Consider the following 20,496-nt stretch of genomic DNA (forward strand, 5'->3'; position numbering starts at 1 on the left):
TAGCGGGAGGCGGGGCGGGTTGCACTGAATGTTTTTCAGATAAAGTTGGCGCTGCTGAGCATCGGTCTAAACTCTGAGCCTCAATTGTGCTCCGTAGCGAGGCTAACGTGCCATGCAGTCCACCATCAAACTGCTCGATCAGCCCACCAAATATATGTTCTTCACTGGCAAGGGCGGGGTTGGCAAAACGTCGGTTTCCACTGCGGTATCAATCGCCTTGGCTGATGCAGGCAAGAAGGTGCTGCTGGTTAGCACAGACGCGGCCTCTAACCTTGATGAGATGCTCGGTGTCGAGCTGAGCAATCAGCCTGTAGCGGTGCCGAACGTGCCTGGAATGTTCGTGCTCAACATCGACCCCGGGACCGCTGCCATCGACTACCGGGCCCGGGTGGTCGAGCAAATGGGCGCCCAGACCAGCGATCAAGATATTGCTCTGGTGCGAGAGCAACTCTCGGGAGCATGCACGACCGAAATCGCAACGTTCGATGAGTTCTCCCACCTCCTGTCACAGGGGGGCGCGGCCTATGATCATGTCGTGTTCGATACCGCGCCCACGGGGCACACGCTCAGGCTGTTGAGCCTGCCCAAAGCGTGGAGCGGATTTTTGGAAGGCAATGATCGTGGTGCGTCATGCCTGGGGCCGCACTCGGGGTTGAAAATGCAGGAGCAGCTTTTCAATCAGGCGTTGGCGGCGCTGAACAATCCAGCCCTGACCACCGTTGTGCTAGTGGCTCGCCCTGACAAAGGCGCACTGGGCGAGGCCGCGCGTTCCTCCGACGAGCTCCGTGAGTTGGGTTTGGAAAACCAGCGTTTAGTGGTGAACGCTGTGTTCAAACGCAGCAACTTGAATGACCCGATCGCAGCCGCCATCGAAGCGATCGGCCAGCAGGCGCTCGACGAGATGCCCGCGTCGCTGCGCCAGCTTTCAGCCGACTACATTTCGCTCAAGGCTGTAGATTCCGTTGGCTTGCCCGCGCTCCGCAGTCTGCTTTCCCCGGAACTTGCCAAGCCAACATCGGCTGCAACACAAGCGCGCTCACCCCTGGAACACCACACCCTCTCGGAACTGGTTGCCGAGCTTGCGAATGACGAACGCGGGTTGATCATGGTCATGGGCAAAGGGGGAGTAGGCAAAACCACCATTGCCGCCGCCATCGCCCTGGGCCTGGTACAGCACGGCAAGTCCGTGCACCTGAGCACCACGGACCCTGCGGCGCATCTGGCGGTGACCCTCAACGCCGATGTGCAAGGGCTCGACGTTGGCCGCATCGACCCCAAGGTCGAGACCCAAAAATACGTGGACAAGATCGTCGCCTCCCGCGCGCCGACCCTGACGGACGATGAAATAGCCTTGCTCATCGAGGATCTACGATCCCCCTGCACCGAAGAGGTCGCGGTCTTCCACGCGTTCTCCCGCGTGGTTTCTCAAGCCAGAACGTCGTTCGTGGTGCTCGATACCGCCCCCACGGGTCATTCACTGCTACTGATGGATGCCACAGGCGCCTATCACCGCCAGATGGTTCGGGAATTCAAAGGCGACTCGGACCACATCGTCACGCCTTTGATGCGCCTGCAAGATGCGCACTACACCAAAATCATCCTGGTGACGCTGCCGGAAGCCACACCGGTGTCTCAGGCGGCAGCACTGCAGGATGACTTGCGCAGGGCCAAAATCGAACCGTTTGCCTGGGTGGTCAATAAGTCTCTATTGGCCACAGACACCGATGACCCGCTGCTGCGAGCGCGCCTGGACAGTGAGCGCAAGCAGATGGCGCGGGTTGCAGACCAAACCAGCCACGATGTCATCGTGGTGCCCTGGACGGCGGAGCCACCTGTTGGTGTCGCAGCGCTGAAGCGCCTGTTGGATTGACGCGCCAGCGTCGGCTCACACCCTTCCAACATCGGAGAAAGACCGTGCTAAAAACCGCCATCGCCTCAATCATTCTCTCGGCGCTTGCTGCAAACCTTCACGCTCAGACCATGGATCATTCGAACGACGCGCAACGGCAAGCCGAGGTTGCAGGTCGCGGCAAGGATGTCATGCCGTTCAGCCTCGCAGCGACGACCCATGTCTTCACCAAGACCGCTGAAGGCGGCATTCAGCAAGTGGTCGTCAAAAAGCCTGCGGATGCTGCCCAAGTGCAGTGGGTTCGCCAGCACCTTCAAGACATCCGCGAGCGGTTTCTCAAGGGCGACTTCTCAGGCCCGGCGCACATCCATGGCCAAGACATGCCTGGCCTGGCAGACCTGAAAGCTGCCAAGCCTGGGCAAATGGCGATCACCTACAAAGACATCGAAGGTGGCGCCGAGTTGGCCTTCAAGACCTCGGATCCAGCCTTGATAGCGGCGCTTCACCAGTGGTTTGATGCCCAGCTTTCCGACCATGGCAAGGACGCGATGGAAGGAGACGCACATCATAGCGAGATGATGAACAAGTGAACGAGGGGCCATGGGCGGCGATCGGCTTAGGCTGGGTAAAGACGTTGTAGAGCAGGTTTGACAGTCAGAACCAGAACAAAAATCGCTCGCCGTCTTCGTGCGCATGTGCCGATGAAGTTCTACAGGCCTAATCACTCAAACTTCAACCGTTCCACCTTCTGAAACAGTGAGGCAGTGAACTCATCCCGGTCACCGGAATGGTGACAACGTCGATGACAGTTCGGACACAGCGCCACGGCATTGCTTGGCCGATCCGAACCGTCCTGTGCCAAATGCTTAACGTGATGAACCTCAAGAAACGGCCTGCCATCCTTTTCAAACGGAGCAGGCTCGCCACAGCCTTCGCATCTACCGTTAGCCTGTTGGCGAACCCAAGCTCTCACCTCGGGATCGCGAACAAAAGACTTTCCGCTGGACTGAGTCTGTTCTGGTCTCTCAATCCCTTTCGGCATGTCTTTAATCGGTTGTTTTTCAAGTCTGGCAGATCGCTGTTCCAGCGTTGCCTCGTCCGCTGTCGGGACAAAATCCTCAGGTGTCAAAGTACTTGGAGCGTTGAGCGCTTCTCGAATGCTTCGCGCAACGTTCGCGCCGACATTCTTGGCGGGTTTGTAGCCCTTGATAGGCTCTCGACCCAACTCGACCATGATCGTAGAAATGTTCTGCATCCGAAACTCAACCGACCCTTTGGTCCGACCGGCTAAGGCTCCCTCACGCAGGATGCGATTCTCCTCAGTCTTAACGACTTTCTGACCACTCTGCTCGCGGGACAACATGCTGAGATAGGCGTCTACCGCAGCCTGAATCTCAATGTCAGTCCAATCGCTGTTGCTCTTTTCAGTGTCCATACAATCGCCGAGGGTTGAAAACCCTCGGACGATACTGAGTGGCCATTACGACTGTCTACGAAAATTCCTACAGAAAAGACCGACGCTTCTTTCAGTTGATCCTACAAAGGCTATCCAACCGAATGCTTCGAAGACTGAAACGCCTCCAAAACCTTCCGCCACCAAGGCTTAACCGCTGGTACGAGTCGGCGTGTGCGACCTAGCAACAGGTAGGGCATGTCTCGCAGCCGAATCCAGCCCTCATCCTGCCAATGCAACAGACTCAACGACATCTCTGGCCAATCTAGCAAACTGAGCATTGGTCGATCCGTGTTCTTTGACTGCCCCGCATCGCGCAAAGCTGGCACTACTTGATGAGTTAGCCATTCACGCAACAACCGATTCCCCGGTGCGTAGTGATAAACCAACAAGGCATACACTCCGGACTCGCTGAGCATCAGCCGCTTCTCCGGTTGGCCGTGGTAATCAATCAACAACGTATGCCGCTGATCCTCGTCCAGTTTGCTGACCACTCGATCGTTCAGGTGGAAACCCATCAAACGACCCAGATCGCGGGCGCAGAACCATGGCTGGTTTTCTAGTAGGAGGGCATGGAGGGTAAGGTTGTGGCGAGTGAAGACTGTTACAGAGAAGGGATCAGTCATGACTGATCTCCAGAATGGCGAGAGTGCGGGGTAGATCGTGTTCAGGCATATCCATTACCTCTACGTGTAGATTTAGGAGGGCCTGACCCCAACGTAGAGTGGACTTGAAAAATCCCAACGAGCAAAGCCTTCGCACATCCGAACGACAAACCACCAAAGGGTGAGTTGCGTGTCTGTGTGATTGACCAAGCTTCTACGTTGGGCGTTTCTTAGGCACCTGCAATGGAGCTTAGAGGTGCTTTGACAGAGCATCAATGCGGACGGAGCTGTAAGTGTTGTAGGAGTTTTAGCGTCGTAGCGTAGGGAAGGAAAAAAGTTTTTCATTCCCCAATAAAAAGCCCCGATCAGATCGGGGCTCTTGCTTTTCGATTTTTCGATTCAGAGTGCAATCGTCAAATCGCGGCGAGCTCTGGAATCAATCCCAGCTCAACGCCCCACCAGTCTGATACTCAATAACCCGAGTCTCAAAGAAATTCTTCTCTTTCTTCAAGTCCATAATCTCGCTCATCCAAGGGAACGGGTTAGTCGTCCCTGGATACTCTTCCTTCAAACCAATCTGCGACAGACGACGGTTAGCGATGAACTTGAGGTAGTCCTCCATCATCGCCGCGTTCATGCCCAACACCCCACGAGGCATGGTATCCCGTGCGTATTCAATCTCCAGCTGAGTGCCCTGCAGAATCATCTGCGAAGCTTCTTCCTTCATTTCAGCGTCCCACAAGTGTGGGTTTTCGATTTTGATCTGGTTGATCACGTCGATGCCGAAGTTCAGGTGCATGGATTCGTCGCGCAGGATGTATTGGAACTGCTCGGCGACGCCGGTCATTTTGTTGCGACGGCCCATGGAGAGGATCTGGGTGAAGCCGCAGTAGAAGAAGATGCCTTCCAGAACGCAGTAGTAGGCGATCAGGTTGCGCAGCAGCTCTTTGTCGGTTTCGACGGTGCCGGTTTCGAACTTCGGATCGGAGATCGAACGGGTGTATTTGAGGCCCCAGGTGGCTTTTTTCGCGACCGATGGGATCTCGTGGTACATGTTGAAGATCTCGCCTTCATCCATGGCCAACGATTCGATGCAGTACTGGTAGGCGTGGGTGTGGATCGCCTCTTCGAAGGCCTGGCGCAGGATGTACTGGCGGCATTCCGGGTTGGTGATCAGGCGGTACACGGCCAGGACCAGGTTGTTGGCAACCAGGGAGTCAGCGGTGGAGAAGAAGCCGAGGTTGCGCATGACGATGCGGCGCTCGTCGTCGGTCAGGCCTTCCGGGTCTTTCCAGAGGGCGATGTCGGCGGTCATGTTGACTTCTTGCGGCATCCAGTGGTTTGCGCAGCCGTCCAGGTACTTCTGCCAGGCCCAGTCGTACTTGAAGGGTACGAGTTGGTTAAGGTCGGCGCGGCAGTTGATCATGCGCTTTTCGTCGACGGCCACACGGGCGGAGGCGCCTTCGAGTTCGGCGAGGCCTTCGGCGATGTCGAGGTTGTCCAGGGCAGCTTTTGCACGGGCGATTGCGGCGGAGTCGGACGCGGTGACAGCGCGGGCTTCTTGAGCCGCGACGCCACCAGCGGTGTCGAGGCGGTCCATGTTGGCTTCAGTTGCGTGCCCGGCGTTGGCGCCTTTTACAACGGTTTCGCCGCTGTCTTCTTTGTCGAATTCGTCCCAGCTCAGCATGACGTGTCGTCTCCTGCGTGAGGGCCAGTTGCCCGTGTGAAAACTGATAGGTTGGTTTTTCACACGGCCGTACTGGCCGCGTTGGATAGCGTTTTTTGCAGCGGTACACGCAGGCAAATAAACATAAATTTGTACGGGGTTCCGAGAGCCTCTGACGGGCGCAGAAATCGGTGAAGACTTCGGCGTGGGCTTCAGACTGGCTGTTATCCCTGTAAGGGAATATTGCAGGCCCGTTTAAGGCGGCATTATAGGGAAATTTTTGCTGCCGTGGTGGGGCGAATCCACGCATGCAGCGGTCGAGAAGGAGGGTTTTTCGGTCGGAGCGAGGGTTTATAGGGCTTTGGCTGGATGTCGGGACTGAAGATTTTTTTTCATAAATTTTGGCCAGCCATTTTTTTGTTCAAAAAACAGCCAAAAAACTGCGTTTTTCACTACATGTTGTGTTTTGAGTCACTTTTCGATGCCCCCAGACACAACTAAGCCCGACCGAAGTCGGGCTATGAAGTCGCACTCAATGATCAGCTGAGGCGGGCTGCACCCACGTGGTCGGAACCATCAGCTGCCACCTTGGCTGCACCGGTGTGATCGAAGCCGTCAGCAGCGAGTTTGGCAGCGCCCGTGTGATCGGAGCCATCGGAGGCGAAAGACGCCGAGCCGGTATGGTCGTAACCATCAGAAGCGACAGCCGCTTCGGTAGTGAAAGTTGCCGAGCCGGTACGGTCGTAGCCGTCAGCGGCGAAGGTGTTAGCGGCCAGGACAGAGAGGGTCAGGGCGAGGATCAGTTTGGTTTTCATGGTAGTGGCTCCAGGTTCGTTGGCGTTTTGTGCCTTGGGTATGGAATTCATGCTACGCCAGTTAATTTGATTAAAAAGCGCAAATAGACGCTTAAATTAATTGTATATATCGATATATAAGGTTCGGCGCTTCATCTGCCTTAATAGCGGGCGGGTGGGTCGAACCTTGGGAAGGTGAGGGCGGGTGATCAGCCGTTAGAGCAGCCGTTGCCCATGACGCTGTAACGAAGAATGTGGCGTTGGCCTTTGGAGTCGTCGTATTCCATTTTCGCCGGAACAACTTCGCAGACGTTCGGGATTTCGCTCATGGAGATAACTTTGGCGATGTCCAGGTGAGTGGAGTAAGTGTATTCCTCAACGGCGGGTTGCTGCTGTGCGACATCAGTCGGGGCCTCGTCTGCCATGGCGGTTGCGCACAGGCTGCTGAGGGCCAGAACTAATAAAGCTTTCATTTCAGATTTACCTTTTAGAGGGCGAATGGGGTCACGCAACCTTTTTGGGGTTGCGTGTAGAACTTAAGTACTAGGTTTTGGATTAACTGCCTTCGTGGGGGCTGCAACTTGGTTAATCACGTTGCCGGGTTGGCGAGGCTGATTTTAGGCGTAGGGTTTACATTCATATAGGCGTGCTTTTGATAAACACTATTGGCAGATCCTGTAACAATCCCCGAAAAGCGACCTTTGGCTCGCTGATGAAGCCATGATCGTTCCCACGCTCCAGCGTGGGAATGCCTCAAGGGACGCTCCGCGTCCAGTGACGCGGAGCGTCACGGGCTGCATTTCCACGCAGAGCGTGGGAACGATCAAGCCCCTGAAATCACCGCTCTTGAGCGCGTCGTCGGGGTATAGCCACATTTTGTAGGGGCTTGTTACTACCATCGTCGAATGGTTCTATAGGCCCGGCCCGGCTACAACTGGGTCATACAAAAACAACTATTCCACCGAGGTAACAAAGATGAGTGCGGCTTCTCTGTATCCCGTTCGTCCCGAGGTTTTGGCCAACACGCTGACTGACGAGGCGACCTACAAGGCCATGTACCAGCAGTCCGTCGTTAACCCGGACGGCTTCTGGCGCGAGCAAGCCAAGCGCCTCGACTGGATCAAGCCTTTCACCACGGTGAAACAGACTTCCTTCGACGATCACCATGTCGACATCAAATGGTTCGCCGACGGCACCTTGAACGTTTCCTACAACTGCCTCGACCGTCATCTGGCCGAGCGCGGCGATCAAATCGCGATCATTTGGGAAGGGGATGACCCTGCCGAAAGCCGCAACATCACCTACCGCGAGCTGCACGAACAAGTCTGCAAGTTCGCCAACGCCTTGCGCGGCCAGGATGTGCACCGCGGCGACGTGGTGACTATCTATATGCCGATGATCCCCGAAGCCGTGGTCGCCATGCTGGCGTGTACCCGGATCGGCGCGATTCACTCGGTGGTGTTCGGTGGTTTCTCCCCGGAAGCCCTGGCGGGCCGGATCATCGACTGCAAATCCAAAGTGGTGATCACCGCCGACGAAGGTGTTCGTGCCGGCAAGAAGATCCCGCTCAAGACCAACGTCGACGACGCGCTGACCAACCCGGAAACCAGCAGCATTCAGAAAGTCATCGTGTGCAAGCGCACCGGTGGCAACATCAAGTGGAACCAGCATCGCGACATCTGGTACGAAGACCTGATGAAAGTGGCGGGCAGTGTCTGCGCACCGAAAGAGATGGGTGCGGAAGAAGCGCTGTTCATCCTTTATACCTCCGGCTCGACCGGCAAGCCGAAGGGCGTGCAGCACACCACCGCCGGCTATCTGTTGTACGCGGCGATGACTCACGAGCGCGTGTTCGACTACCGTCCGGGCGAAGTCTACTGGTGCACCGCCGACGTCGGTTGGGTCACCGGCCACAGTTACATCGTCTACGGCCCGCTGGCCAATGGCGCGACCACGCTGCTGTTCGAAGGTGTGCCGAACTACCCGGACATCACCCGGGTGGCGAAAATCGTCGACAAGCACAAGGTTAACATCCTTTACACCGCGCCTACCGCCATCCGCGCGATGATGGCGTCGGGCAAGGCCGCCGTTGAAGGCGCTGATGGCAGCAGCCTGCGTCTGTTGGGTTCGGTCGGTGAGCCGATCAACCCGGAAGCGTGGGACTGGTACTACAAGAACGTCGGCCAATCCCGTTGCCCGATCGTCGACACCTGGTGGCAGACCGAAACGGGCGGCAACATGATGAGCCCGCTGCCGGGTGCGCACGCACTCAAGCCGGGTTCTGCGGCACGTCCGTTCTTCGGTGTGGTGCCGGCCCTGGTAGACAACCTGGGCAACATCATCGAAGGCGTGGCCGAGGGCAACCTGGTGATTCTCGATTCGTGGCCAGGTCAGGCGCGCACGCTGTATGGCGACCATGACCGCTTCGTCGATACCTACTTCAAGACGTTCCGCGGCATGTACTTCACCGGTGACGGTGCGCGTCGTGACGAAGACGGTTACTACTGGATTACCGGTCGCGTGGATGACGTGCTCAACGTCTCCGGCCACCGCATGGGCACCGCCGAGATTGAAAGCGCGATGGTCGCCCACCCGAAAGTCGCCGAAGCAGCCGTGGTCGGTGTGCCGCACGACATCAAAGGACAGGGCATTTATGTCTATGTCACCCTGATCGCTGGCGAAGAGCCGAGCGAGCAGTTGCGCCTGGAGCTGAAAAACTGGGTGCGCAAGGAGATTGGTCCGATTGCCTCGCCGGATGTTATCCAGTGGGCGCCGGGGCTGCCGAAGACTCGCTCGGGCAAGATCATGCGCCGCATTCTGCGCAAGATTGCTACGGCCGAATACGATGGGTTGGGGGATATCTCCACCCTGGCCGATCCGGGTGTGGTGCAGCATTTGATTGATGAGCACAAGATCATGAACGTCGCGTAAGCGCGGTTCCTGAGTCACCAAAGCCCCGCCCGGCATTGCGCCTGGCGGGGCTTTTTACTGCCTGGGTTTTTGTGTTAGCAGTGCGGGCCTCATCGCGAGCAGGCTCGCTCCCACAGTTGATCTTCAGTGAACACTGAATTTGTGACCGACCCGGATTGAATGTGGGAGTGAGCCTGCTCGCGATGGCGATCTGTCAGGCACCCCATCAACAACGGCCAATAATTATCGGCTTCGTCTGTAGGCGATTTCCCATTGTTACCTGCAGCCTTCAAGTAACTAAATGTGTAACCTTCCGCCCGGCAACGGGGCATTGGGAAACGCAAAGCCCGGTTTCAGGTCCCCTCAATCACCCATAAAAAATAAGACACAACGCTGCGCTTGCCGGATTAGAAGGGTTTGCCAATAATAGGCCCGCAATTTGCAGCATAGATCGGTTCACTGTCTTTTGCTCTTGCATGAATTTGCAAGGCTGTCAACGTGCCCAGGCGGCTTTCTCGGTGCTTCTGTAATTAGTTGTCGCATTGAAGAAATATCGGCTTCGGGCCTGTCGTTAGAATGCCGATCACTCGCTCGTTGTTGCTCGCGTTGAAAAAAGCGCGCGATTCGTACGACGCAGCACCGCTTTGCGGTTCCACTCATTCGCATATTGGGCTATCGCTCACTCTGCCGTTTTAGCCCTTTACCGATGGAGTCCCAAGATGAAGAAACTCGTGCTGCTTGGCGCCCTGGCACTGTCCGTGCTGTCCCTGCCGACTTTCGCCGATGAAAAGCCTCTGAAAATTGGTATCGAAGCGGCTTACCCTCCGTTCGCTTCCAAAGCGCCGGACGGCGGCATCGTTGGTTTCGACTACGACATCGGCAATGCGCTGTGCGAAGAGATGAAGGTCAAGTGCGTGTGGGTCGAGCAAGAGTTCGACGGTCTGATCCCGGCACTCAAAGTGCGCAAGATCGACGCGATCCTGTCGTCCATGTCGATCACTGAAGACCGCAAGAAGTCCGTGGACTTCACCAACAAGTACTACAACACCCCGGCTCGCCTGGTCATGAAGGCCGGCACTCCAGTCAGCGACAGCCTGGCTGAGCTCAAGGGCAAGAACATCGGCGTGCAACGTGGTTCGATCCACGAGCGTTTCGCCCGTGAAGTGCTGGCCCCGCTGGGTGCCGAAATCAAGCCTTACGGTTCGCAAAACGAAATCTACCTCGACGTGGCTGCTGGCCGCCTCGACGGCACCGTGGCAGACGCGACGCTGCTGGATGACGGTTTCCTGAAAACCGACGCTGGCAAAGGTTTCGCCTTCGTTGGCCCGGCGTTCACCGACGTCAAATACTTCGGCGACGGCGTAGGTATCGCCGTTCGCAAGGGTGACGCGCTGAAAGACAAGATCAACACCGCGATCACCGCCATTCGTGAGAACGGCAAGTACAAGCAAATCCAGGACAAGTACTTCGCCTTCGATATCTACGGCAAGTAATACGCCCCGGCGACAAGTCCGAAATGGCGCAAGCAACAGGATCTCTGAGGTTTGCGCCATTTTTTCATCCCCCTTTTCGAGGACCTGAATCATGTTGAAAGGCTACGGGGCTGTCATCCTCGATGGCGCATGGCTGACGCTTCAGCTCGCCTTGTCGTCCATGGTCTTGGCCATTGTTCTGGGTCTGATCGGCGTTGCGCTGCGTCTGTCCCCGATTCGCTGGCTGGCCTGGCTGGGCGACCTGTATTCCACGGTGATCCGCGGGATTCCCGACCTGGTGCTGATCCTGCTGATTTTCTACGGCGGTCAGGACCTGCTCAACCGCGTCGCGCCGATGCTCGGTTTTGACGAGTACATCGACCTGAACCCGTTGGCCGCCGGTATCGGCACCCTGGGCTTCATCTTCGGTGCGTACCTGTCGGAAACCTTCCGTGGTGCCTTCATGGCGATCCCGAAAGGTCAGGCAGAAGCCGGCATGGCGTACGGCATGAGCAGTTTTCAGGTGTTCTTCCGCGTGTTGGTGCCACAGATGATTCGCCTGGCGATTCCGGGTTTCACCAATAACTGGCTGGTCCTGACCAAGGCCACCGCGCTGATTTCGGTGGTGGGTCTGCAAGACATGATGTTCAAGGCCAAGCAGGCGGCAGATGCCACCCGCGAGCCTTTCACCTTCTTCCTCGCAGTGGCGGCAATGTACCTGGTGATCACCAGCGTCTCGTTGCTCGCATTGCGTCACCTTGAGAAGCGCTACTCGGTAGGCGTAAGGGCGGCTGATCTATGATCTTCGACTACAACGTCATTTGGGAGGCCCTGCCGCTGTACTTCGGCGGCCTGGTGACCACCCTCAAATTGCTCGCGCTGTCGCTGTTTTTCGGCCTGCTGTGCGCATTGCCGCTGGGCTTGATGCGCGTCTCCAAGAACGCAGCCGTCAACATGTCGGCCTGGCTCTACACCTACGTGATTCGCGGCACGCCGATGCTGGTGCAGCTGTTTTTGATCTACTACGGTCTGGCGCAGTTCGAAGCGGTTCGTGAAAGCTTCCTCTGGCCGTGGCTGTCCAGCGCGACGTTCTGTGCGTGCCTGGCCTTCGCGATCAACACCAGCGCCTACACCGCTGAAATCATCGCCGGCAGCCTGCGTGCTACGCCGAACGGCGAGATCGAAGCGGCCAAGGCCATGGGCATGTCGCGCTTCAAACTGTACAAGCGCATCCTGCTGCCATCGGCCCTGCGCCGGGCACTGCCGCAGTACAGCAACGAAGTGATCATGATGCTGCAAACCACCAGTCTGGCGTCCATCGTGACCCTGATCGACATCACCGGTGCCGCGCGCACAGTCAACGCTCAGTTCTACCTGCCGTTCGAAGCCTACATCACCGCCGGCGTGTTCTACCTGTGCCTGACGTTCATTCTGGTGCGGATGTTCAAACTGGCCGAGCGCCGCTGGCTGGGCTATCTGGCCCCGCGGAAGCACTGATATGGAACGCATCGATCATTCATTGCCGTGGAGCCACTTGGGCAGCGAACGCCAGATTTCGGTGTTCCGCTTCGGCTCTGGCGAGCGCAAGGCCTACATCCAGGCCAGCCTGCACGCCGATGAATTGCCGGGCATGCGTACGGCTTGGGAGCTGAAAAAGCGCCTGACCGAACTCGAAGCCCAAGGCTTGCTCAACGGTGTGATCGAACTGGTGCCGGTGGCCAATCCACTGGGCCTCGGCCAACTGCTTCAGGGCAATCATCAAGGGCGTTTCGAGGCGGGCAGCGGCAAGAACTTCAACCGGGATTTCGTCGAGCTGAGCGCGCCAGTGGCCGCCGAGCTGGACGGGCACTTGGGTGATGATCCGCACGCCAATATTCAGCTGATCCGTCAGACCATGAGCGATGTGCTCGCCGCATTGCCGCCCGCCGCCAGTCAGTTGCAAGGCATGCAGCGCATTTTGCTCAGCCATGCCTGCACCGCTGACGTGGTGCTGGATCTGCATTGCGATGCTGAAGCGGCGCTGCACATGTACGCCTTGCCGCAACACTGGCCGCAATGGCGTTCGTTGGCCGCGCACCTGAACGTAAAGGTGGGGCTGCTGGCGGAAGATTCTGGTGGCAGTTCGTTTGACGAAGCCTGTTCGCTGCCGTGGTTGCGTCTGTCGCGTCTGTTTCCGGATGCGCAGATTCCCCTGGCCTGCCTGGCGACGACCATCGAGTTGGGCGGCCAATCTGATACCGGTCGCCCAGAGGCGGAGGCTTACGCCGAAGGCATTCTGGCGTTCCTCGCCGAACAAGGCTTGATCAGCGGCGAATGGCCAAAACCTGCGCAAGATGCTTGCGAAGGCATGCCGTTCGAAGGCACCGAATTACTGTTTGCGCCACACCCTGGCGTGATCAGTTTCTTGCGTAAACCCGGTGAATGGATTGAAGCCGGCGATGAGATTTTCGAAGTGATCGATCCGTTATCGGATCGGGTCAGCACGGTGTGTGCTGGTACGTCCGGGGTGCTGTTTGCCATTGAACGGCTGCGTTATGCCCAACCCGGTTTCTGGCTGGCCAAGGTGGCGGGGCGCGAAGCGCTGCGTCACGGGCGCTTGCTCAACGACTGACTGACTGTTTTTGTGAGAACCGACCGCATGTACAAACTTGAAGTCCAAGACCTGCATAAACGCTATGGCAGTCACGAAGTGCTCAAGGGCGTGTCCCTGAAAGCGGCGGCTGGCGATGTGATCAGCATCATCGGCTCCAGTGGCTCCGGCAAAAGTACTTTCCTGCGCTGCATCAACCTGCTCGAGCAACCGCACGCGGGCAAGATTCTGCTCAACAACGAAGAGCTGAAACTGGTCGCCAACAAGGAAGGCGCGCTGAAAGCCGCCGACCCGAAACAGCTGCAACGCATGCGTTCGCGCCTGTCGATGGTGTTCCAGCATTTCAACCTGTGGTCGCACATGACCGCGATGGAAAACATCATGGAAGCGCCGGTCCACGTGCTTGGCATGTCCAAGGCCGAAGCCCGTGAAAAGGCCGAGCACTACCTGAACAAGGTCGGTGTGGCCCATCGTAAAGACGCTTACCCGGGCCACATGTCCGGCGGCGAGCAGCAGCGTGTGGCGATTGCCCGTGCGTTGGCGATGGAACCTGAGGTCATGCTGTTCGACGAACCGACGTCGGCGCTCGACCCGGAGCTGGTGGGCGACGTGCTGAAAGTCATGCAGGCCCTGGCACTGGAAGGCCGGACCATGGTGGTGGTGACGCACGAAATGGGCTTCGCCCGTGAAGTGTCGAACCAGCTGGTGTTCCTGCACAAAGGTGTTGTCGAAGAAAGCGGCAACCCGCGTGAGGTGCTGGTCAATCCACAGTCCGAACGTCTGCAACAATTTTTATCCGGCAGCTTGAAATAATCAGGACTGCCGTTGCGCACCGGGATAGTGCATGCTTCGCGATTTAGAGGCCGGCCCCGATCCCTGTGGGAGCTGGCCTGCCAGCGATAGCGGTGGGTCAGTTTGCATCTCTGGCACAGACACACCGCTATCGCTGGCAGGCCAGCTCCCACAATTTGATCTCCATCGGTTTCAAGATTTGTGTTCATTTACAGGCTAGCCTTGGCCCATGCCTTCATTCTGTTCTTTGTTTCGGATTGCCCGCCATGACTGCCCATCGAATTGGTTTCCTGATTTGGCCCAGCACTAAAGCACTGACGCTTGCGCTGGCTGAGGAGGCCTTGCGTGTTGCCCAGCGTGTGCATCCGGACGTTGTCTACGAACTGTCGTTTTTGCAGGCCGAACCGCCGACCGAAGGTGCCTGGCAATTGCCGGGTGAACCGTGGGCCGGCAAGCTGGAAAACTTCCAGAAACTGTTCCTGCTCGCCGATGAGCCGCCGACCACACTCGCGCCGGCGCTCAGCAGTGCGCTGAAACAACTGGTGCGTGCTGGCTGCGTGATCGGTGGTTTGTCGGCCGGTGTTTACCCATTGGCGCAACTGGGTTTGCTCGACGGTTACCGCGCTGCCGTGCATTGGCGCTGGCAGGACGATTTCACCGAACGCTTCCCGAAAGTCATCGCCACCAGTCATCTGTTTGACTGGGATCGCGATCGCCTGACGGCGTGCGGCGGCATGTCGGTACTCGACTTGCTGTTGGCCGTGCTGGCCCGCGACCACGGCGCCGAACTGGCCGGTGCGGTATCCGAAGAGTTGGTGGTCGAGCGCATCCGCGAGGGTGGCGAGCGCCAGCGCATCCCCCTGCAGAATCGTCTCGGCTCCAGCCATCCGAAGCTCACCCAAGCGGTGTTGCTGATGGAAGCCAACATCGAAGAGCCGTTGACCACTGACGAAATCGCCCAGCATGTGTGCGTGTCCCGTCGGCAGCTGGAGCGGATCTTCAAGCAATACCTCAACCGCGTGCCGAGCCAGTACTACCTGGAACTGCGCCTGAACAAGGCCCGGCAGATGTTGATGCAAACCAGCAAGTCGATCATCCAGATCGGTCTGTCGTGTGGCTTCTCCTCGGGGCCGCATTTCTCCAGCGCCTACCGCAACTTCTTCGGTGCCACGCCGCGGGAAGATCGCAACCAGCGGCGTAGCAGCAGCCCGTTCGAATTGTCGTCGGTGCCCTCGGAGCGTGGGTGACCGGGCAACGCGTCACCTGCCGAGGCTGGTTTACTCCTCTGTTTCGGAGCCTTCCGACGTCGAGACCTCCATCTCTCCTCGATTGATCACCTCTTCCACGCCAAAGTCTATGCCCGTCCGTTCGAAGTAACCGATCAGCCGTAGCAGGCTCTCCTCGGAAAACCGATTACCTCGAAAACTGATGTTTTCAGCGACTTCCGTCGGCAGTTCCATTACGTCGCTGGGGATTTCAGTAATGGCGTTGCCACTGAGGTCGGCCCAGTCCAACTCTGTCATTTGCAGCAGGCCGGGCGGGATTTCGGTGATGCCGGTGTCATTCAGCAGTACGGTAACGAGCTCCGTCATCTGGCTCAGGTCTGGCGTTTGCCCCAGAGGGTTGTGGGCAAGATCGAGATAATCGAGCTGCTCCATACCCGCCAGCGCACTTGCCGATTCCGCTGACAGTCTGACGCGGCACTGCGGAAGTGACAGCGACCGCAGTCGACCCATCTTGAACACAGCATCGGGAATGTTGCCCAGATTACAGTCGCGCAGTCGCAGGCTTTTGAGGTGGGTGAACGACTCCAGAAAATGCCCGATGCGGGTCACTCCGTCGACGCTGCGCAACTCCAGCGATGTCACATGACTGAAGTCGGCGTTCAGGGTCGGCAGCTCGCCGTTGATGTCGGACTCGAAAAAGAGTTCATAGGTGGGCTCCAACGCCTCATTGAAATCATCCAGTTCGCTCTCATGCCGCCAGCACTGCTCCAGCGTCTGTTTGAACTGGTCGCGGTTCATGTGTTCGACAAGCTGTTGTTGAGCGGTGAACGGTTCACCCGTCAAAGGGTGCCGGGCCGGAAGGTCGGAAGTCCATACCGCCAGGTCGTTGCTCAGTTGAGCCAACTCTGCTTCAAGGTGTGTCAGCTCGATCCGACCGTCAGCCAGAGTGCCGGCCAATTCATAGACAAACTCGCTCGCCTGTTCGACCTCCAGGTTCGGGTACAGCGCCCTGACTCGGTTGATGTCCGCCTCTGGGGCATAGACGCCCAAATCGTATGAGCTGCTGAAGTAGTGATGCTTGATCAGTTGTCGGGCGTTATCCGAAAGCGGATTGTGCGTCAGGTGTATTGCGCGTTTGGTGTACACCGGGCTTTCGAACAATTGCGCAGGCAGTTCACTGATCCTGTTGTGTAGCAGCTTGGCGGTATCAAGTTTGGAGTGGCGAACTACGCTGTCGGGAATGCCGGTCAGGCCGGTGCGGTTCAGGTCCAGGTAAACAAGCTCGGGCATGGATTCGACACTGGGCACCATAGTGAACGGGTTCTGGTACAGATCCAGCTTGACCAGTTTGTTCAATGAAGACAGTTTCGCCCAGTTGGCTGCATCGAACCTGATTGCGCAGTCGCTTAACACCAGTGCATCAAGGTTAGCCATCTGAGGAATGGCCTCGGGGAGAGCGGTCAGGGAAAAGCGTGTTAAATCGAGGCGGCGCAAGTTGGTGAAGCGCTGAAGAAACTCGGGGACACCCTGCACAGCACGACTGCCTTCAAGGGTTAGCGACGACACGTGGGAGAAATCGGCCGTCAGCGTGGGTAGATCACCAAGAATCGGCTCGGCGAATCTGAGCGCATAGCGCGGCGTGTCATTCGGGCCATCGAGGTCCCGTTCTGATTGTCGACGCCAGCTGCGCTGGATTTCCTGGGCCAGCAGCCTGCGATTGTGTTGAGCGGCCTGTCGTTCCAGTTCGCTCAGGGGGGCTCGGGTTTGCGGGTGGACAGTGGGCGAGTCATTTATCCAGGTGTTCAATTCCTGATGCAGTCGCGAGAGCTCGCGGGCCAGGCGTGAGAGCTCTACGCGAGCGCCATCGGGATGCGTTTGTAACTGATGAACGACAGACCGGAGTTCCTCCTCGGAAAGGCTGGGGTAAACCTCGCGAACACGCTCGTTGAGCGATGGCGTCGGGGAGGGGATACGCCGATATCCATCTGAGCCGCCAGGCAAGCGCAGGGTCGTCGGATCATAGAACGGTTTTCGATTGGGATTTTTTGCGAACAGCTTGCGAAGTGCCGGTTGGTTTAATGCGTGTTCGGCGATGCGTAGTTTGAGTGCCTGGGCATTTGTGATTGATGGGCTCAACGCATTGCGCTGCGCTTGCGGCAATGCCTGAAAAAGTCCCTGATAAAAATCACCGGGCACCGATTCGCTGTCTTGATAAACCTGATAGGTACCGTCTTCGGCGCGCACCAGCGTTTTCAGGATCGGTGCATCGGCCAGGCCAATGCTGTCGCGCACAAGTCCGTTATAGGTGTAATCCCTCACTTCAATCCGCAGTTCGGCGGAAAAACCGGGCAGCGAATTCAGGCTTTGCAAGGCCAGTCGGTGGGTGTCGGTGTTGTCCAGAACGTCGGAATAAAGGCCTTCGCAAGCTCGGGTTGCGCGTACGGCCTCCATGGCTTTCAGAGCTGCCTCCTTCAGCCGTGGGGGCGTGCGACCGTTGTGCAGTAGGCGTAACTCGGTCCCGGTTGCATTGCTCACCAACTCTTGCGCGACATCGGTCGGCAAACCCCTCACATCGTCGAGCAATCGCTGAACGTGCCGATCATCGGTTTTTTCCTGTGCGCGGTAGCGGGTCTCGAACAGCGATTGGTGGTGCTTTCGGGCGAGTTCGGCCGTTTGTTTTCTGAAGGCTTGCGTTTGGTTTTGCGGTGCAGGCATTGGCGCGTCGCCGGGCCACGAGTCGTAGCTGCTCAGCAGTTGATGTTGCAGGGTTACATCGGCCTTGCGATAGCGCTCGGGTTGGTCGCTGCCGATCTGTTCGATAAAGGTTTCGATGTCCCGGTTGATCCTGAAGCGCTTGATCGTGTCTGTCAGCAGCGAAGGCGGACGGTAATGTTCGACATGCATTTCGCGCATGACGTCGTCGTGGTAACCGCTGACCCGCAGGATCTGTTCGCGCTCGGGGTTGGTGAACGACTCGACGCTATGGCCGAGGCGGCACATGACCTTTTCCCGGTCCCAGTTCAGGGGTTGCTCCAGTTCTGTATGCCAGGCGCCGTGGTTGTTATGCAGCAGAGACGGTTGATAGGCATCGGTTCGGTTTGGATGCTCAACCTGAAACGTGCCGGACATGCGGTCGGGCTTCACGGCATACAGTTTTCCCTCCAGTGGCAGCAGCGTCTTGCCCTCGTTTTGATAGAGGCCGAGATGATCGGGTTTTACTCCTTCGGGCAAATTGAGTGCTTGTTCGTAAGGCTTGAGATCCGGCTTCCAGTAGCGGGTTTTTCCTTCGGGCGTTGTGACGGGTTTGAGTGGGTCGACAAGCGCAATAGCTTCACGAGAGAGCAGAGGGCTGAGGGTCCGGGCAGCGATGGCGCCGCCCACTGCAAATGTCCCCACCTGAACCACCGTTTCGACGAACGTCACCAGATGTCCGAGCGCTTCTTTTTTCAGCCCTTCAGCCAGGTCCACGATGCCTTCGAAGGTTTCGTCGAGTAACTGGTAGGCCATGTAGGCGAGCATCAATTCGCCGAGAAACGGGACGAAAGGCAAGGCAACGAACGTCGCGATTTCAAGGATTGTCGAGGCCACTTTGCTGAAGGCGTCCCACAATGCCCATCGCGCGTTGCTGTCGGCAGTGGCGGTGGCGATGGCAAGCGTGCTTGCATCGTTGAGGATCTTGTTCAGTTGTCGCTGATAGAGATGGTTCCACAGGTCCGCTCTGAACGGGATCGCCGAAAACCGCAAATCAGGCTTGTCGATGGGCGTTTCGCGCCAGCTCGGCAGTGGGTCGCCATATCGGTGTTGATGCCAGGTCACGCTCTGGAGGCGACGGTTGATGTCCGCGAAAAAGTGTCCTCTTTCCTTGTGGTCGACGAATCGACTGAAAAACGTTTGATAAGCGGGCGAGCGCAGTTTGCGGGTCAACTCTGCCATGAACGCCAACGTGTTCGGGTATTCCTTGAGAGGATGCTCTGGATCATCGGGAATGTAGGCAATGATCCGTGTTGCCGTGCGTGCGCGCTCCAGGCTCGCCGCGAAAATGACAATGCCGGTCAGCGAGGAGGACATCATTGTCAGGTCGTGACCATACAGCGGTTGCCCACCCAGTCGAGCACCCGAACGCCCTTCCAGAATGCGCAGGATCGAGAGATGGGCATCCGCTGGAATGTCCTTTCGAATTTGCGCCATCTGCAGTGCAGATTTGAGTGCTGTTTTGTGCGAGCCGATCACCTTCGATTTCAACACCGCACCGGCTACCTGGTTCGACAGCCCCAGATTGTCTTTGAGGTAAGCGGTGTACCGGGCGCCGATATCCAGTTCCCGGCACAAGCGGGTAAAGACCGGGATAGAGAGCTTTTGCTTGATCGCCGGCAGCGTATCGAACTGCCCTGTGGGCGAAGGTTGGGTGATGAACGTCGAGGCCTGCTCGTAAGCCCCTGCCGCAGTTTCCGATTCCTGGAAGTTATGCAGGGCGGCGTCGAGCATCGACACGGTCCAGGTGCGCGCCGCGCCAGTCTTGATTCCGAAAAGCGGCACGGTTTGAGGGATGTACAGGCGCAGGAAGGTGGTTTTGACGTCCAGATCCAGGTCAAACCGGGTTTTCAGGGCGTCGCTCAGCAGCGGTTCGGCAAAGGCTTGTGCGCTTTGCAGGTTCGACAGCATTGAGTCCAGACGATTTCGATGGGTCCAGTGTTCCTGACTGAGCTTTTTCAGCGACTGGTGCTGCAGCGGTGTTGCGGTGCCATGCCAGTCCTGCGTCATAGGCGTGGCGTTCTTGAGGGCGCTGTGTGTACTGGACGATGCCTCTAATACCCAGGCTGGCAGATTGTTGAACAGGTGATGGTAGTGATCGTCCGGTTGCGTAGCGGATTCGCTGCCTCCTGTAGTGGAAGGACGATCATTCTCGTATCGGCTCATGCGCTATTCCCTTAGCGTTTTGAATGAGCCGCCAGCAAAACAGACGATGATCGGTTCCGTGCGGTACATATTTACCGCACCGCTCGACAACCCTGCCTATAACCTGTGCCGGCAGTTTAAACTGCGCCTTTGCGACGCTATATGTCGCATTGCCGTAAACCCGGCTGAAACCGGGGTTTGCGCTATAAGAAGTTGTCGCTTGGCGGCAAGGCCGGGCTGAAA

General features: G+C 57.6%; 15 protein-coding genes. 9 read left to right on the forward strand and 6 right to left on the reverse strand.

Features of this window, described 5'->3' with window-relative positions:
• Positions 1-112: 112 nt before the first annotated feature.
• Positions 113-1,870 (forward strand): arsenical pump-driving ATPase, encoded by a 1,758-nt coding sequence (gene arsA, locus IB252_RS29555; RefSeq protein WP_192411120.1) that lies wholly within the window; start codon positions 113-115, stop codon positions 1,868-1,870.
• Positions 1,871-1,980: 110 nt separating this feature from the next.
• On the forward strand, positions 1,981-2,439 hold the full coding sequence (locus IB252_RS29560) for an aspartate carbamoyltransferase (protein WP_218281369.1): 459 nt from the start codon (positions 1,981-1,983) through the stop codon (positions 2,437-2,439).
• A gap of 131 nt (positions 2,440-2,570) precedes the next feature.
• Here the strand turns inward: IB252_RS29560 and IB252_RS29565 are convergent, their stop codons facing one another.
• The 5 genes from IB252_RS29565 to IB252_RS29585 all read right to left on the reverse strand — a co-directional run bounded on the left by IB252_RS29565 (position 2,571) and on the right by IB252_RS29585 (position 6,840).
• Positions 2,571-3,284 (reverse strand): HNH endonuclease, encoded by a 714-nt coding sequence (locus IB252_RS29565; RefSeq protein WP_111451524.1) that lies wholly within the window; start codon positions 3,282-3,284, stop codon positions 2,571-2,573.
• Between the two features lie 110 nt (positions 3,285-3,394).
• Positions 3,395-3,928, reverse strand: coding sequence for a Bro-N domain-containing protein (locus IB252_RS29570; RefSeq protein WP_192411121.1), 534 nt, complete (start codon positions 3,926-3,928; stop codon positions 3,395-3,397).
• A 415-nt stretch (positions 3,929-4,343) separates the two neighbouring features.
• Entirely contained in the window at positions 4,344-5,594 is a 1,251-nt protein-coding gene (locus IB252_RS29575) for a ribonucleotide-diphosphate reductase subunit beta (RefSeq protein WP_008034875.1), read from the reverse strand.
• A 518-nt stretch (positions 5,595-6,112) separates the two neighbouring features.
• Entirely contained in the window at positions 6,113-6,388 is a 276-nt protein-coding gene (locus IB252_RS29580; RefSeq protein WP_192411122.1) for a hypothetical protein, read from the reverse strand.
• 188 nt (positions 6,389-6,576) lie between these two features.
• Positions 6,577-6,840 carry a DUF2790 domain-containing protein gene (locus IB252_RS29585; protein ID WP_059404905.1) on the reverse strand — a complete coding sequence of 88 codons (264 nt, stop codon included), beginning with the start codon at positions 6,838-6,840 and terminating at the stop codon, positions 6,577-6,579.
• A gap of 502 nt (positions 6,841-7,342) precedes the next feature.
• On the opposite strand from IB252_RS29585, the gene acs reads away from it, so the two are divergent.
• From acs to argR, 7 genes are all read left to right on the forward strand, one after another.
• Positions 7,343-9,298, forward strand: coding sequence for an acetate--CoA ligase (gene acs, locus IB252_RS29590; protein ID WP_192411123.1), 1,956 nt, complete (start codon positions 7,343-7,345; stop codon positions 9,296-9,298).
• A 698-nt stretch (positions 9,299-9,996) separates the two neighbouring features.
• Positions 9,997-10,770 carry an ABC transporter substrate-binding protein gene (locus tag IB252_RS29595; RefSeq protein ID WP_192411124.1) on the forward strand — a complete coding sequence of 258 codons (774 nt, stop codon included), beginning with the start codon at positions 9,997-9,999 and terminating at the stop codon, positions 10,768-10,770.
• Between the two features lie 91 nt (positions 10,771-10,861).
• Positions 10,862-11,551, forward strand: a complete 690-nt coding sequence (locus tag IB252_RS29600) for an ABC transporter permease (RefSeq protein WP_111451529.1) — start codon at positions 10,862-10,864, stop codon at positions 11,549-11,551.
• Entirely contained in the window at positions 11,548-12,246 is a 699-nt protein-coding gene (locus tag IB252_RS29605; RefSeq protein ID WP_111451530.1) for an ABC transporter permease, read from the forward strand. The genes IB252_RS29600 and IB252_RS29605 overlap by 4 nt, the downstream gene beginning before the upstream one ends.
• Before the next feature lies 1 nt (position 12,247).
• Positions 12,248-13,360, forward strand: coding sequence for a M14 family metallopeptidase (locus tag IB252_RS29610; RefSeq protein WP_192411125.1), 1,113 nt, complete (start codon positions 12,248-12,250; stop codon positions 13,358-13,360).
• Positions 13,361-13,387: 27 nt separating this feature from the next.
• On the forward strand, positions 13,388-14,152 hold the full coding sequence (locus IB252_RS29615) for an ABC transporter ATP-binding protein (RefSeq protein ID WP_111451532.1): 765 nt from the start codon (positions 13,388-13,390) through the stop codon (positions 14,150-14,152).
• Between the two features lie 245 nt (positions 14,153-14,397).
• Positions 14,398-15,378 carry a transcriptional regulator ArgR gene (argR, locus tag IB252_RS29620; RefSeq protein ID WP_008154322.1) on the forward strand — a complete coding sequence of 327 codons (981 nt, stop codon included), beginning with the start codon at positions 14,398-14,400 and terminating at the stop codon, positions 15,376-15,378.
• A gap of 30 nt (positions 15,379-15,408) precedes the next feature.
• Here argR and IB252_RS29625 read toward each other — a convergent pair whose 3' ends face one another.
• Positions 15,409-20,274, reverse strand: a complete 4,866-nt coding sequence (locus IB252_RS29625; RefSeq protein ID WP_192411126.1) for a dermonecrotic toxin domain-containing protein — start codon at positions 20,272-20,274, stop codon at positions 15,409-15,411.
• Positions 20,275-20,496: the final 222 nt, after the last annotated feature.

Source organism: Pseudomonas sp. PDM10 (assembly GCF_014852295.1).
Lineage (GTDB): Bacteria > Pseudomonadota > Gammaproteobacteria > Pseudomonadales > Pseudomonadaceae > Aquipseudomonas.

Coding starts and splice junctions, on each gene's coding strand:
- IB252_RS29625 (WP_192411126.1), bottom strand. CDS start 20,274: ATGAGCCGATACGAGAATGATCGTCCTTCCACTACAGGAGGCAGCGAA.
- argR (WP_008154322.1), top strand. CDS start 14,398: ATGACTGCCCATCGAATTGGTTTCCTGATTTGGCCCAGCACTAAAGCA.
- IB252_RS29575 (WP_008034875.1), bottom strand. CDS start 5,594: ATGCTGAGCTGGGACGAATTCGACAAAGAAGACAGCGGCGAAACCGTT.
- IB252_RS29560 (WP_218281369.1), top strand. CDS start 1,981: ATGGATCATTCGAACGACGCGCAACGGCAAGCCGAGGTTGCAGGTCGC.
- IB252_RS29585 (WP_059404905.1), bottom strand. CDS start 6,840: ATGAAAGCTTTATTAGTTCTGGCCCTCAGCAGCCTGTGCGCAACCGCC.
- IB252_RS29615 (WP_111451532.1), top strand. CDS start 13,388: ATGTACAAACTTGAAGTCCAAGACCTGCATAAACGCTATGGCAGTCAC.
- IB252_RS29595 (WP_192411124.1), top strand. CDS start 9,997: ATGAAGAAACTCGTGCTGCTTGGCGCCCTGGCACTGTCCGTGCTGTCC.
- IB252_RS29605 (WP_111451530.1), top strand. CDS start 11,548: ATGATCTTCGACTACAACGTCATTTGGGAGGCCCTGCCGCTGTACTTC.
- IB252_RS29610 (WP_192411125.1), top strand. CDS start 12,248: ATGGAACGCATCGATCATTCATTGCCGTGGAGCCACTTGGGCAGCGAA.
- arsA (WP_192411120.1), top strand. CDS start 113: ATGCAGTCCACCATCAAACTGCTCGATCAGCCCACCAAATATATGTTC.
- IB252_RS29565 (WP_111451524.1), bottom strand. CDS start 3,284: ATGGACACTGAAAAGAGCAACAGCGATTGGACTGACATTGAGATTCAG.
- IB252_RS29580 (WP_192411122.1), bottom strand. CDS start 6,388: ATGAAAACCAAACTGATCCTCGCCCTGACCCTCTCTGTCCTGGCCGCT.
- IB252_RS29570 (WP_192411121.1), bottom strand. CDS start 3,928: ATGACTGATCCCTTCTCTGTAACAGTCTTCACTCGCCACAACCTTACC.
- acs (WP_192411123.1), top strand. CDS start 7,343: ATGAGTGCGGCTTCTCTGTATCCCGTTCGTCCCGAGGTTTTGGCCAAC.
- IB252_RS29600 (WP_111451529.1), top strand. CDS start 10,862: ATGTTGAAAGGCTACGGGGCTGTCATCCTCGATGGCGCATGGCTGACG.